This window comes from Candidatus Absconditicoccus praedator (assembly GCF_021057185.1).
In the GTDB taxonomy this organism is placed as follows: Bacteria; Patescibacteriota; Gracilibacteria; order Absconditabacterales; family Absconditicoccaceae; genus Absconditicoccus; species Absconditicoccus praedator.
In genome coordinates, this window is sequence record NZ_CP054059.1 from 522796 (window position 1) to 538210 (window position 15415).

At 27.2% G+C, this 15415-nt stretch carries 13 protein-coding genes; 1 reads left to right on the forward strand and 12 read right to left on the reverse strand.

Annotated features, from left to right (window positions below; all coding sequences use genetic code 25):
• Positions 1 to 201 precede the first annotated feature (201 nt).
• The gene (fmt, locus tag HLG78_RS02575) at positions 202 to 1380 is read left to right on the forward strand and encodes a methionyl-tRNA formyltransferase (protein WP_231180774.1); all 1179 of its coding nucleotides are present in this window, start codon (positions 202 to 204) and stop codon (positions 1378 to 1380) included.
• Here the strand turns inward: fmt and HLG78_RS02580 are convergent.
• The 12 genes from HLG78_RS02580 to HLG78_RS02635 all read right to left on the reverse strand — a co-directional run bounded on the left by HLG78_RS02580 (position 1377) and on the right by HLG78_RS02635 (position 15267).
• Positions 1377 to 1556: a hypothetical protein gene (locus tag HLG78_RS02580; RefSeq protein WP_231180779.1), complete on the reverse strand. Its 180-nt coding sequence runs from the start codon at positions 1554 to 1556 to the stop codon at positions 1377 to 1379. The two genes, fmt and HLG78_RS02580, sit on opposite strands and share 4 nt — an antisense overlap.
• A gap of 30 nt (positions 1557 to 1586) precedes the next feature.
• The gene (locus HLG78_RS02585; RefSeq protein WP_231180781.1) at positions 1587 to 1838 is read right to left on the reverse strand and encodes a hypothetical protein; all 252 of its coding nucleotides are present in this window, start codon (positions 1836 to 1838) and stop codon (positions 1587 to 1589) included.
• A gap of 133 nt (positions 1839 to 1971) precedes the next feature.
• On the reverse strand, positions 1972 to 2877 hold the full coding sequence (htpX, locus tag HLG78_RS02590; protein ID WP_231180783.1) for a protease HtpX: 906 nt from the start codon (positions 2875 to 2877) through the stop codon (positions 1972 to 1974).
• Between the two features lie 21 nt (positions 2878 to 2898).
• A complete protein-coding gene (locus tag HLG78_RS02595; protein ID WP_231180784.1) occupies positions 2899 to 3501 on the reverse strand; it encodes a nucleotide exchange factor GrpE in 603 nt (200 codons plus the stop codon).
• 118 nt (positions 3502 to 3619) lie between these two features.
• Complete coding sequence (locus HLG78_RS02600; RefSeq protein WP_231180786.1) at positions 3620 to 4423, reverse strand: prephenate dehydratase; 804 nt, start codon at positions 4421 to 4423, stop codon at positions 3620 to 3622.
• 35 nt (positions 4424 to 4458) lie between these two features.
• Positions 4459 to 7578 carry a preprotein translocase subunit SecA gene (secA, locus tag HLG78_RS02605; RefSeq protein WP_231180788.1) on the reverse strand — a complete coding sequence of 1040 codons (3120 nt, stop codon included), beginning with the start codon at positions 7576 to 7578 and terminating at the stop codon, positions 4459 to 4461.
• A 111-nt stretch (positions 7579 to 7689) separates the two neighbouring features.
• A complete protein-coding gene (locus HLG78_RS02610; RefSeq protein ID WP_231180790.1) occupies positions 7690 to 7932 on the reverse strand; it encodes a hypothetical protein in 243 nt (80 codons plus the stop codon).
• A 141-nt stretch (positions 7933 to 8073) separates the two neighbouring features.
• The gene (locus HLG78_RS02615; protein ID WP_231180792.1) at positions 8074 to 9312 is read right to left on the reverse strand and encodes an aminoacetone oxidase family FAD-binding enzyme; all 1239 of its coding nucleotides are present in this window, start codon (positions 9310 to 9312) and stop codon (positions 8074 to 8076) included.
• A gap of 18 nt (positions 9313 to 9330) precedes the next feature.
• A complete protein-coding gene (locus HLG78_RS02620; RefSeq protein WP_231180794.1) occupies positions 9331 to 10002 on the reverse strand; it encodes an endonuclease III domain-containing protein in 672 nt (223 codons plus the stop codon).
• Positions 10003 to 10023: 21 nt separating this feature from the next.
• Entirely contained in the window at positions 10024 to 11148 is a 1125-nt protein-coding gene (locus HLG78_RS02625) for a YfbR-like 5'-deoxynucleotidase (protein WP_231180796.1), read from the reverse strand.
• Between the two features lie 390 nt (positions 11149 to 11538).
• Positions 11539 to 12393: a bifunctional 5,10-methylenetetrahydrofolate dehydrogenase/5,10-methenyltetrahydrofolate cyclohydrolase gene (locus HLG78_RS02630; protein ID WP_231180798.1), complete on the reverse strand. Its 855-nt coding sequence runs from the start codon at positions 12391 to 12393 to the stop codon at positions 11539 to 11541.
• 24 nt (positions 12394 to 12417) lie between these two features.
• Positions 12418 to 15267: an excinuclease ABC subunit UvrA gene (locus HLG78_RS02635; RefSeq protein WP_231180800.1), complete on the reverse strand. Its 2850-nt coding sequence runs from the start codon at positions 15265 to 15267 to the stop codon at positions 12418 to 12420.
• Between the last annotated feature and the right edge of the window lie 148 nt (positions 15268 to 15415).

Here is a 15415-nt window from a genome sequence, read left to right on the forward strand (position 1 = left end):
TAATATATTTAAAAAATATTTTTGTATACCTATATTTATATAAAAAATTTTTAATTTTAAAAGTAAAAAGTTTGAAAATTAATAATAATTATTTTTCGTAATTTTGATAGTTAATAAACCCAAAAAAATTATTTTTGACAGACCTTGAATTAAAATATAAATTTTTTATACATAACAAATAGTTATATAATAAATTAATAGATGAAAAAACTAAATAAAATCATTGCAAAAATAATAATTTTTTTTATAAAAATATATCAATATACTTTATCACCAGATAAATGAATACCATCTTTTTGGTTAAAATGAAAAATATGTGTACACAATCCTCACTGTAGTAAATATTGAATACAAGTACTAGAAAGATACTGATTTTACCCTTGATTTTTTATGTTAATGGAAAGAGTAAGTAACTGTCATCCTTGGAATAGCAACACCTACGATCCTGCATATTTACAAACAGTTTTTTTTAGTAGTGCTCCTATATGAGTACCATTTCTTGAAGAATTAATAAAAGACAAAAGATATAATATACAAGCAGTTGTAACACAACCAGATAAACCAGCCGGAAGATGACAAAAAATAAAAGAAAATATAATCAAACAAGAAGCCAAAAAATTATGAATAAATAAAATTTTTACACCAGAAAAAATAAACCCAAATAAATCTATAGAATGAAAAGAATTTTTCAAGGAAATCGAAAGACTAAAACCAGATGTAATATTAGTAATAGCTTATTGAAAAATAATTCCTATCGATTTGCTAAATTTGCCATCAAAATGAGCCTTAAATATTCATTGATCATTACTTCCCAAATATCGCGGTGCTTCTCCAATACAATCAGTGTTCTTAAATAATGAAACTTATACTTGAATAACTTTGATGAAGATGGCTCCTAGTATGGATACCTGAGACATTATCAAACAATTATCATTTGAAATATGATTTAACTGGACATCAAAAGATATTATTGATAAATTTATGCAAGTATGACCCAAATTTACTACAGAAAATATACGAAAATATGCTAAAAAAGAACTTATAGAACATCCACAAGATAAATCAACAGCTACTTATTGCCATAAAATAGAAAAAAAAGACTGAAAAATAGATATATTTACAACACCTCTTGAGGATATATTCAATAAATACAAAGCATTTTTCTTGTGGCCCAAAATCTGGTTTGAAATAAGTAATAATTTAAACAAAAAAATAATAATAGAAGAAATGAAAATAGATGAAGAAAAGTTTGATTTACATAAAAAAAAGCCATTGATTGACAAAGATTTCTATCTAAATCAATCAATAGACTTACTAAGAGTAAAGCCTGAATGAAAAAAAGCTATAACATGGAATGAATTTAAAAAATGATATCTTTAATCATTTTTTCTACTTATTCTTATTCAATCAGCTTCTCAAACAATACATGCACCACCTTGAGTCTGTATCATTTCCATACCTCAAGTAAATGTGGTTCTAATAAAATCTGGGTCTTCAGTATCTCTTCAGTAAAAAGGATTACTACTTCTTACTTCTTCATCCTTAACTTCTCTCATTTTAGATGGATCACAAGTATCCTCGCCATCTTACAAACTATGTATTCTATAGTCATCTATTATTAAATCATAACTGCAAGTATCTATATGAAGTGTATCTCAATCAACTACTGCTTGCTGATCTGATCAAAGATATCTACTATCAAAATAGTTTGATTTTCATTCTGGTGTACTACTGCATCACCCCAAAGCAACTAATAAGCTCGAAGCTACACTAATATTTACAACCGTAGTTTTGGGAATAAAACTAGTCAAAGTAATTTTTTGCTTGTTGATATCCATTTTTAATATACTTATATAAATAAGTATACATGATATAATCAATTTAAACAAAAAGTCAAATTAAATATTATAAGTAAATATTCTAATTAGAATTACTCTTTAATCAGGCAAACCTATACAATAAAAATTGTAATTAATTATTTCTAAGATTTTTAATTCTTTCTTCTATAGGAGGATGCGAAGCAAAAAGTTTCATAATTCAATCTTTTGATACTATTTTCATTGTATTCATAGATTGATTTGAATTGTCTGTTTGCATATTTTTTACCAACAAGTCTAATTTTTCAAGTCAAGCTATCATTTTTTCTTTACCTACTAGTGCAGCACTGCCCGCATCTGCTCTAAACTCTCTATGCCTACTAAACCAAGCCACAACAGTACTTGCTAATATTCCAAAAATAATCTGTAAAACAAAAGCTGATAAGAAATATCACAAGCCAGGTCAATCCTCATTTCAAAAAACATTTCTATCAATAAAAGTACCAGCTATTCTTGATAAAAATATTACAAATGTATTTATAACTCATTGCAACAAGGTCATAGTCACCATATCTCAATTTAGTATATGAGCCATTTCATGTCATACTACTCACTCTATTTCATCATAAGTCATTTGATCCAAAAGACCAGAACTAACTGCTACCAAACTTTTATTTTTGGTAGGTCAAGTAGCAAAAGCATTTGGTTCATTTGATTGGTAAACTCATACTTCTGGCATTTTTATATTATTTGAACTTGCTATTCTCTCAACTATTTGATAAACAAACCTTTCTTTTTCTCCAACAGAATGAAGCTTAGTTTCATCGAAAGTTTGAACTTTATAAAAGGTTTTTGCCATCCATTTGGATATCCACAAACTTACAAATGCTCAAATGAATCATACTATCAAAGAAAATATTCACACTCCTACAAGATCATAACCATATCAAGTAATATTGATAGGTACAAAGATTTGGGCAATACTTAAAACTATCATAATAACAGCAAGTATTGCTATATTAGTAAGAAGGAAGAAAAAAACTCTTTTTGCTATTCCCATTTTTTTATTTTAAAATTTAAATTATTTACCAACTATTACCTTGGCAGGCTTTACTACATATTCATTGTCTCAATCTTTGTATACATAAAGCTTTTCAAATTCTTTCATTATTTTTCATTTATTTCCATCATCAGCATCCTCAGATGATATAGGCTCATGATAATTTTCATTTAGATCTTTTCAAATACTATCTATCTGATAAACATTCATCTCTTCAAGTTTTTTAAGCAAATTTTTGTACAAAACAACAACCCCATTTGCCCAGCTATTATCTTTGAGTTCTTCAGGAACATTTTCAACTGTTATTCTCAATTCTTCTACCAAAGATATTAGTCATTTTACCGAATCTATAAAAATGTTTGTTTTCTGCTCTTTTTCTTTGGATTCTATTCTATTTTTGTAAGATTCAAAGTCTGTTTTCAAAGTCATATATTGACTTTGAGTATTTGAAGCTATCTGCTTGTACTTTTCCACATCTTTTTCCAAAAGTTTTATTTGCTCCAACAACTGTTCTTTTTCATCTTCTTGTTGAAGTTCATTTTTCATTTCTTCAAGTTCATCATTATTGTTTGAATTTTTATTTTCTTGATTTTCATTATTTGTTTTTTGATGTTTTTTACTCATTAATATTAATGCTTAATTTATAAATTTTCAAACATTTTAATATATATCAGGCTTTTATAATATAAAAATTTTAACTCAAAATTCAAGCCTAAATAGCACTCAATACAACTTAGTGATACTAATAATTTCAAATTATTTTAATCTTTTTTGTGAAAAAACCCAACTCTTCAAGAGCATTACTAACCACATCTTGATTTCTATCTAATTCTATATCTATCCAAAACATATAATCAAATCAGTCATCCTTAGCTGGTAATGATTCAATTTTTGTTAGATTAATATTTCTGGTAGCAAATGCTCAAAGACACTTGTATAATGACGCAGGAATATGTCTTGCCTTAAAGACTAAGGACATCTTTCATTTGAGTTGAAGCTCTAAATTTATATCAGGCCTACCCACAAGGAAAAATCTTGTAGAATTATTATCCTGATCTTGAATATTTTTTGCAAGTATGTTCAATCAAAATCTTTCTGCTGCCAAATTTGAACAAATACATGCCAATGAATCATCATTTTGCTCTGATACATACTTTGCACTTCATGCTGTATCCATATATCACCTTGCCTCCCATCAATATGAGTTAATATAATTTTCACATTGCATTAATGCCTGATAATGAGAAAAAACTTTTTCAATTGAATCTATACTTTTAGAAGTTGATGCAAGACAATGATTTATATCAAGATAATATTCAGAATATATTTGAACATCATAATTTGAAAGATTGAAAAAATTTTCATATATACTTCATGCATAACTATTTTCTATAGGTACAACACCCAAATTTCATTCTTCTATTTTTTCAAAAACCTTTTTAAACGTATCCAGTCATATAACGTCATCAATTCAGATGCTTTCAGAAAAGTGTTTTGACACTATATGTCAATATGCTCATTCCAATCATTGATAATATATATTCATAGAAAAAAATAAGATATTAAACACGATAAAAAAACTTAAGTAATCACAACTTTTTCAGCCTTTCACATTGTATTATCTACACCACAACATTTTTTGTATTTTTTTCAACTTCAACATGGACACGGATCATTAGGTGAAGGTTTAGATTTTGATTTTTTAACAACATTTACACTTGAATCTTCGTCCGCATCTACAACTTCAACCCCACCTGAATTGTTTTTATTAGCCTTTTGGTTGGATTTTTGAAGGTTTGCAATATCCACTCAATTATTTTCATTTTGTAAGTAAGGAGAATTTAATAATTTCTCATAGTCTGCTTTCAAAAATCTAGATAAAGCCTCTTTTTCTATATTAAACAACAATTTTTGAAACTTATCAAAAGCTTGTCTTTTGTACTCCATAAGAGGATCTATCTGTGCATAACCAAATAACCCCACCTTTTCCCTAAGCTGCTGCATTTCATCTATATGAGAAATCCAAAGCCTATCTATACAAGAAAGATATAAAACATTAAAAACTTTTTCTAGATGTTCTTTTTCATAATTATTTATTTTTTCATCAAAATGCTCCTGAATTTTTATCACAAGAAAATCTTTAAGATCTTCTTCTCTTGAAAACTTTCTCAGTTGGCTTTTTTCTAGCTTTATATTAGATATTTGCTCTATTTCTGTTATCAGTTGATCTAAATCCCAAGGAATTACATTTGTATAAGTGGGAACTATCTTATCTACTACAGATTTTATAAATCATCTTCATTCCTCGACAATGTCAAACCCTTCTATTTGAACACCAAATTCTTTTGCCACAGAATCAGGATCTTCTTTTTCGGCATTAGAAAAAATTATTTGATCTCTTTTTGAATAAATTCTTTGTCTTTGTTTATTAACCACACTATCGTATTCAAAAAGCTGCTTTCTATTTCCAAAAAGCCATCATTCCATTTGTTTCTGAGATCTTTCTATAGATGAACTAAACTGACTTTGAGTAAGCTGCATGCTTTGAAGCTCTTCTTTTGGCAGAAGCATTGAAGCCATATTTTGAATTTTTTCTCATCACATTTTTCTCATCAACTCATCATCCAACGCTACTGCAAATTGTGTAACACCTGGGTCTCATTGTCTACCTGCTCTTCAACGAAGCTGATTGTCTATTCTTCTACTTTCATGTTTCTCTGTACCAAGAATATACATTCAAAAATGGAAATCTTTATAAACATATTCATTATTTCAAACATCTATATTTAAAGTAGCATATATATCATCTTTTGACTGTTTCTTTTTATTCAAAGTTACTGAGAAAGAAGCTGACAAGTCTTGTATATCAAAAACAAAATCACAATCAGTTTTAAAATCCAAATCAATTTCAAAATATTCTTTTATTCACTGCAATAAATATCAAAGTTCTTTTTGAGAATATATATTTACACTTAGATTTTTAGCTTCTTTATTTTCGTAGTTATTTGATGTTATAGTATTTTTTATCCATTTTGCATAATTTAGTGCAAGTTTTTCATTTAATCAATCTTCAAGCTTGATATCTGTACCTCTACCAGCCATATTTGTAGCAACAACAACACTTCACATATTACCAGCATTTTTAATTATATTTGCTTCTTGCTCATGATATTTGGCATTAAGAACATAATGATTTATCGCTTTTTCTCTTAAATAAGAAGAAACTATCTCAGAAGTATTTATAGAAGAAGTACCTATCAGTATTGGTTGTCATATCTTATGCACAAAAGCTACATCCTCAATGACAGTTTTCCATTTAGCATCTTGATTGAAAAACACTTTATCTTTTTTATCCACCCTAATAATATCTCTATGAGTAGGTATACTATTAGTAGCTAATTCATAAATTTTCTCAAACTCCTCTGCTTCTGTAAGAGCTGTACCTGTCATTCATGATAATTTACTATATTGTTTGAAAAAGTTCTGATAAGTAATACTAGCTACTGTTTTAGATTCTTTTTGAATAGCTACTCATTCTTTAGCTTCAAGAGCTTGATGAAGTCATTCAGAAAATCTTCTTCATGGCATAACTCTACCTGTATGCTCATCTACTAACATTACTTGATTATTTCTAACTATATAGTCTTTATCTTTTTGAAAAACTGATTTTGCTTTTATTGCATTTTCTATATGATGAATTTCATCGTATCATAAATCTTTATACAAATTATTTACTCACAAAGTTTTTTCTAATTTTTGTATTCAATTAGAGGTTAGTTGAATTGTTTTCAACTTTTCATCCACATAATAATCTTTCTCATTTTTTTTCTGCTCTTTCTTATCTTCCTCATCCTCTTCTTCTAACATTTGGGCTATAAATCACTTTGGTTTTCTCTTTTTTTCAGAAGATGGTTCTAGATCTTTTACAATTTTTTTGTAGTATTCATACTTATCTGTTGGTTCTGCTGAGGGTTGAGAAATTATCAATGGGGTTCTTGCCTCATCTATAAGTATACTATCAACCTCATCTACTATAGCAAAATTCAAAGGTCTTATAAGAAGTTTTCTTTCATCTAGTGACTTAGTAAGATTATCTCTAAGATAATCAAATCAAAGCTCTGAATTTTCCACATAAACTACATCTTTTTGATATTCTTCTTTTCTTGAGCCTAAAGAAACTTGTTTTGTTATAGATCAAACAGACAATCACAACCAGTTATATAAAATTCACATCCATTCAGCATCTCTTGTTGCCAAATAGTCATTAACTGTAACTATATGAACTCATCTTCAAGTTACAGCATTCAAATAAGCTGGTAAAGTTGCTACAAGAGTTTTTCATTCTCAGGTTTTCATTTCAGAAATTCTTCAGTAATGAAGAACTATTCATCACATCAACTGTACATCAAAAGGAACCATATCCCAAACTATTTCTTCTCATTTTACTTCAAACTTATTTCAATGTAGCCTTTTACAAGCTTGCTTAACAGTAGCAAAAGCCTCAGGCAACATACTGTCTAAAGACTCTCAACGTTCAAACCTTTCTTTGAATTGATCTGTTTTTTGCTGTATATCTTCATCTGACAAATTTTCAAACTCTTTATCAAACTCATTTATTTGATCAACTATAACCTTTAACTTCTTTAATTCACTTTTATTTTGCTGAGATGCAAAAAATCACAACAACCAATTTATTGGCATAAATTTTATATTTAGTTATTTAAAAACTTTTTTAGTATAATAATTTTTCATTTTTTTTCAAATAAAAAAACCCACAATGTGGGTTTTTTTATGTATATTTTAATATACAAATTATTCTTCATCCTCTTCATCTTCATCTTCATCTTCATCTTCCTCATCCTCTTCTTCTTCATCTTCTTCATCCTCTTCTTCGTCATCTTCTTCATCTTCATCTCAATTATCACCATTTTCCATATCTACGTCTTCTGAATCTTCAGGCTGATCTATTTCTGGATCTTCAATTTCATCAACACATCCAGCTAAAGTAATTGCTGAAAAAACTATTAAAACAAATATACTCAATTTATTAATCATAACAATTTTTTAAATATATAAAAAACGCAAAACAATTTATATATATAACTTTTTTTCTTGCAACAAAACACAAGAAAAAACTCAAATCTAAAAAAGGCTTGTTAACTAGGTTTTGAAAAGTATTGATTGACTTATGTCAATTTATATCTGTAACATATAATTTATATTGTTTGACACTGCCAATCAACTTGACCAACATCGCCGCAGATTAAATCATCAAGTATATCAATCTACATTTAAAACCTCTCAAGCAAAATACAATCATTTTACTTGCCTACTTTCTAAGGTGCTTTTACAAACTCATTCTAATTCTACTCCTCATACAGTAACGAACTCACCTCCACCTTTTTTTCCTATTAAATTTATTTCAATTCATAATCATAATTTTTTATTTATTTTTTTTCTATATTTACTTGGAAAGTTTGACATATCATAGCTTTTATCAATTCATAAAAATTCAAATAGCATCAACAAGAAGCTTTTTGGAAAAAATTGACAATAAAAATTCAATATATTTTTTTTGGGAGATGAAACCTCATATTTTTTATAAAAATTTTCAAGCAATAAGTATGTGATTCTTTCATCAGGAATTAAGAAAATTTTTTTAGGATTTTCTTTTGTTGGAGTTTTATATGCAATTTCGGAAGATAAAGCAAAAATTCAAGGTCAACTCAATCCATAATGAGTAAACAATACAGGAGATTTAATAGTAATACTTTCACACAAAATTATTGGTTTTGGGAAAGAAACTCATTTACATGTAGAAAATTTTTCTTTTGTATAAAAACCAGTTAATCAAGAAGACAAGCTTGTAATATTATGTCACATTTTCTTGGCAAAATAATATCAATCTCAACTACTTCAAGTATTAGCATATGCTTTTCATCAAGTAGCAACAACTAAATAGTCAAAAAAATATTTATTAAAATCAGTTTCCAATAAAAATTTACCATCAACTAAAGAAACATCAACAACCTTAGTTTTTAAATTTAAAACTAAATTATCATACTTTCTAAAAATTTTTAAAAACACATCTACTACATCTTCAGAATTATCAGAAACTGGAAAGACCCTTCAGTCAGACTCTTGCTTTAAAGACAAGCCATAATAATTAAACCACCTACAAATATTTTTTGGAGGATATTTTTTAATATAATAAGAAACTAATTCTTTTCAACGAGGAAAATTTTTAACAAATTCTTTTTTCTTATTTATTCAGGTTGTTAGATTACATCTACCACCTCAGGCAGCTAATAATTTTACTCATAATTTTGTATTTTTTTCAAATATAAAAATCTGTCAATCAAATCAAGATTCCAGCAGATTAGCTGCTACAATTAATCAAGATGGTCATCATCAAACTATTCAAACTTTTTTCATAATATTTTAAATAATAAATTATTTTTTTAAATTATAATATTTACAAAATTCCTTAAAAACACATTTATAGCATTTAGGATTTTTAGACTTACAAAAATACCTTCAAAATAAAATCAACAAATGATGAGCCTTATTCTTCAAATCATCTGGAATAATTTTCTCTATTTGAGCTGAAGTTTGTAACTCGGTCTTTGTACAAACAATACCCAACCTATTTAAAACTCTATGAACATGCGTATCTACTGGAACAACAGGCTTATTATATAATACTGAAAGGACTACCTTACCGGTTTTTTCTCAAACTCAATCAAGTTTTGTAATTTCATTTAAAGAATCAGGAATTATATATCAAAATCTGTCAAATAAGTATCTTTCCTCATTTGATGAGACATCTTTTATGCTAATAATTTGTTTTGATAAATTATAGATATTCTTTGCTTTTGACTTGTAAAGTCATATAGTTTTAATATTTTCTTTCAAAGCTTCATATCACATATCTATCACATCTTGTGGAGATTTCAATTTTTGAAATAATCATTGATTTTTAGTGACTTTATTTACCTGTTTGTCGGTTGTCTGAGCGCTAAGTACTACAGCAATAAGTAACTGAAAGGGAGTTTCATAATAAAGCTCTGTCACAGGGTTTGGATATATTTTTTCTATTTGATTTAATATATCAATAATATTCATAGCAATTTAGATAAACATAAATTAATCAATATTTATAAACTTTTTCCATTTTTCTTCAATATCTTCCTCAAAGTAATCAGCTCAAAACTTCAAAATATAATCTATTTCTGGATCATTAAAATGCCAAAGCTTATTTTTGATGGTTTTATAAACCAAAAAGTTTTTTTCATTATTTTCTATTTTGGCCTCAAACATTGCAGACAAATTATCTGAACACTTTGCTATAGCTCATATTTCAGAATCAAAAGGATATAATATATAGTTTTTTAGATTTTCATGAAAATCAAGTCATTCAAAATATTGCAACAATTGCTCATGCACAACATCCTCCTCTACATTTTCAAGAAAATCTCTAAACCCCATAACAGACTCTTTGGTTGGAGTAATAACATCGCCTGTTATTGTTTCAGGAAAATCATGAAGAAGACTTATGCTTAATATTTTTTCCATATTTTCTCTATCATATCATTTTAGCAAACCTATAAAATAAGAAAAACCAAATACAAAAAATAAATGAGAAAGAACTGAAACTGGATATGTTCTATTATCTCTATTCCATCTATATGCAAATTTAAGCCTTAAAAGATTTGATATATAAATTTTCAAAATATCCATATTAACAAATCAAATTTCTTTGGCATATTTGTCTATTTCTTTTTTTGTAGATTCTAAAATATTTCAATAAGAAAGTGAGTAAAAATGAACACTATCTTTTATCTCTAGTTTTCTTTCTATTGATTTGGCCAACTGCATAATATCTTTTTCTACCTTATTTACATGTGAATACTTTTCCCAGTTCACATACTCATTAACAACAAGAAAAAAATCATCCTTAATTTTTTGATCAATATCAGAGGAAAAAACAAAATCTCATAATTGTTTCCATAATTTTTTATAGATATCTAGTCTTTTTTCTTTTAGAGTTTTTTTTAAATCATGATTAATATCAGAATAAACAAATGTGAAAAAACTACTCCAAAATAAATGCCTATAAATATATAATATATCTACCTTTTCTCAGTTTTCTTTCATAAGGTTTGCAATTATATAGGAAATATTAAGCTTGAGACTTATATGTTCTGCTTCTACAAAATCTTGAATTCTTGGATAATTATTCCATCTTATTATAGAAATTCCCTTAAACATCAAATGAATCAGATTCCCTATCATCAGTTTTTTAAAAAAATAAACTTATTAGATAATAAACAAAAATAAAATTATTTCAATATAGTATAAAAATTTTTGTAAGAGCAATATTAAGCTGTCAGCATCAGATACAAATTGAATTGTCAGTAAAATAATAATGTTTTATTTTTATTAATACAATATTATGACTTAATTTTATACTGACAAAAACAAAATAAAATATAATTGGAAAATAATAAAAATTCAAAAGTCTTTATTAAGAGTAAACCATAGCTTAGATTTTCACAACATCTTAATTGAGCTTTTTTTAAAATTCCCAAAACACTAGGCTAAAAAATTGAATTTTATATCTAAATTATGGTTTATAATTAAAAATCAAGACAAAATCCTTTAACCTTGCAAATAAAATATATTTTCAAACAAACTTGCAACAGTAACCGGACCTACTCATCAAGGAACAGGAGTTATCGCCCTCACCTGATCTTTAAGGAAATCAAAATCTATATCTCATTTTACCTTTCAGTCTTCTTTTGTCCAACCCACATCTATTAAAACTTGAGAACCATCTTTAGCAACAAAATTTTCATCAATTAAATTGCTTTTACCAGTAGCTGAAATTATATAATCACTATTCTTAGAAAACATTTTCATATCTTCTATATCCGCATATTCATTAAAAGAAAAAACCTCAGCTCACTTTTTTATCATATCCATAGCTAACGGTTTTCATACAAGATTACTTTGTCACAAAATTGTAACTTTTTTTCATCTAAACTCATCCAAATTATAGTAATTTAGAATATTTATAACAGCCTTTGGAGTAGCTGGTATAAAATTATTAAATCAAATACTACTTAGTCAAAAATTTACACCTCATAGTCAATCTATATCTTTTTGGGGATCTATTGATGATAATATTTCTGATTGATGAGACTTCAAGTTTTTAGGCAATGGAAGTTGAACTACAATTCATACACAAAATGGATCTTCATTCATTGCTTTTATATTATGAATTATGTTTTCTGAAGAATCTGGATTGATCTGAGAACTCATCCTATCATGAATAACTACGTCTATACCCAATTCATTACCAAACTCTTTTTTCTTATTTACATAAGCATAAGAAGATGGATCATCATTAAGCAACAAGATTCATACATACTTATGAGTTACATCAAAATTTTTTAAGTTATTTTTTATTTTAGATCTAATTTTTTCTTTTACTGGATCTCAATATAATATCATTCCCAATTCATTATATAAAATAAATTAATCATCTTCTAAAAGACTTCAATTTTCTAATCTTATAACTTTATCTGCAAACTGTAAAAGATTTTTGTCATGTTCAATCATAAGGATTGTATCGGATTTATCAAGAAATCTTTTCAAAACATTCAAAAGTTTTTGTATATCTTGAGGATGCAAACCAACTGTAGGTTCATCTAAAAAATAAACTGTATGACCCTTGTAGCTTTTCAATAAATGTTTTACCAACTTAATTCTTTGACTTTCTCATCCAGATAAAGTATGAGCTGGCTGTCAAAGCTTCAAATATCACAATCATATATCATTCATAAGTTCAAGCTTATCTTTGATATATTCAATATCATCGAAAAAATAGATTGCATCTTTTATGTACATATCTAAGACATCTGATATTGTTTTTCAGTTCCATTTTATAGACAGTATTTCAGATTTGTATCTTTTTCATTTACAAAGTTCACAAGCTACATAAGTATCAGGCAAAAACTGAAGCTCAACCTTTTTATGTCAATATCAATCACATTCAGGACAAGCTCATTTTTTGGAATTGAAACTAAAATATCATGAATCAAATCAAAGCATTTTTGCATCCGTTGATGAGGCAAAAAGCTTTCTTATATCATCAAAGACTCATATAAAAGTAGCAGGACAAGATCTTGGAGTTTTTCAAATACTTGATTGATCTACATAAAGAACATTTTTTATTTTTTCTGTTCACTTGATAGTTTCTACTCAAATTTCCTTAAAAAATTCTTGAGTAGCAACATTTTCTAAATGTTCGTATTCTTTTCTATCAAGGACAGGTTTGGTAATAATATCTGTTCGAGAATATCAACTTTTCAAAAGATGCAGTCTAATATATCATTGAATAAACTTTTCTTTTTCATTTAAAAATCTATACAATGTTTCATACATCAAAGTAGTCTTACCAGCTCAAGAAGCTCAAGTAATTATAGTAAAACTTCAAAGATTTACTTCCACATCCAAATTTTTTAAATTAAATTTTGAAGCTTTTTTTATTGAAATCTTATCATTGGAAGGTTTGTGATCAAAATCTGTAACTACTTGACTATCTCATACCAGATAAGAAGATGTAACAGTGTTTTGTTTCAAAAATTTTTTGTAATCACCTGAATAAACAACCTCCCCACCAAAATCTCAAGCTCAAGGTCATATTTCTACTATCCAATCAGACTGGTTTATAAACTCTTCATTATGCTCTACTACAATTATAGTATTTCACATTTGCTTTAATTGCTTGATAGCTTTTATTGTTTTTTTTATTTCTTTATCATCTAGTCAAATAGTTGGCTCATCAAGAACATATATTATTCAGGTTAGACGATTTCATAGTTGTTTTGCCAGTCTAAGTCTTTGCACTTCTCATCAAGATAAGGTTCAGATCTGTCTTGATAAGCTTATATGCTCCAATCACAATTTATTTATTGTATCACACCTATCAATAAGAGGATTTGCTATCCTTTCAGCTAAAATTGTACTTTTGGATGTATTTTTCTTGAATTTTTTAAGGATAGTTACAAGTTCTTTTATTCAAATATTTTGAAGATCAAAAATATTGTATTTAGTATTACTTACCGACAAGAAAACATTTAAACTTTCTTTTCTAAGTTTTGCTCCACCACATGTTGGACATTCTCTAAGTTCTAGCATTGCTTGGAAATCTACTGTAAGAATTCATTTTTGATACTGCTGCGTAAGAATATCTTCTATTCATTTATAATACATACTTACATATTTTCATCACATTCATATCCTAAGCAACTGCTTATCTCAATTTATTACAATATCTTTGAACCAGTCTGGCATATTTTTTCGCACAAGATTTGTATCTATACTGTATTTATCTGCTAACTTTTCAAGGATTCACTGACCCATAGCTGAATCTCTCCATGGCAATATAGCTTCAAGGTATTTTGAGTTGGTGTCTATTATTTTTTCAAAATCTACTTGTAATGTTTTTCATATTCAATGACATGTTTGGCAAGCTCATTCCTGCCTGTTGGGAGAAAAATGTTGACTTGAAAAATCCGGATAAGATATATCACAACTTGGACAAAAATTTTTATCTGTATGCCACTCAATTTTATTATCAAAATATACTCATACTTTTTTGTTGTCTCAAAGTACTTTTACAACATCCTCTTTCAGTCTGTTGAACTTATCAGAAGACAAAGTAATACGATCAAAAACTCAATATATTCTCACAGGAAAATACTCTTTTGTGATTTTAGGATCTTCCATATAAAAATACTCCACAATATCAGAATTATTCAATTCTACCAAAAACCTAACTGCTCACTTTCAAGCATCTACTCTTCTTCTATTTTTCCTTACAAATTTAAAAAAATCAGTTTCAGAAGAAATTTTTCAAAAATCGCTAACTATATATACCTTTTCATCAGAATATTTTTCTAAAATCTGAGAAGATATCTGATCTGTTGTTTTTGCATGGATTTTTTCTCAACATTTGTAACAGTAAATGTCTCAAAGTTTTGAAAAGAGTAATCTTAGATAGTCATCTATTTCTGTCAAAGTTCAAACAGTACTTCTACTGTTTCATATTTTTTTGTTTTGTTCTATGGCAATAGCCGGAGAAAATCATTCACTATAGTCTATATCAGGCCTTTCTCATAAATTAAAAAATTGCCTTAGATAAGAAGACAAAGATTCAATATATCTAAATTGTCATTCTTTATAAACTGTATCAAAAGCTAGGGTTGATTTTCAAGATCCGCTCACTCCAGTGATTGTTGTAATTTTATTTTTGGGTATAGAAATATCGATATTTTTTAAGTTGTTGGACTTTACTCACTTCAAAATAATATGATCGTACATATATTTATTTATAAACTAAATATTTAAATGTTTAATAATAATTATTTATAGTTTTTTTTCAATATCAGCATAAAAGTAATATTGCATTATTTCAGATTTTTTATAATATGATTAAATAGGTTGATTTTTATCAAACATTAATTTTAGT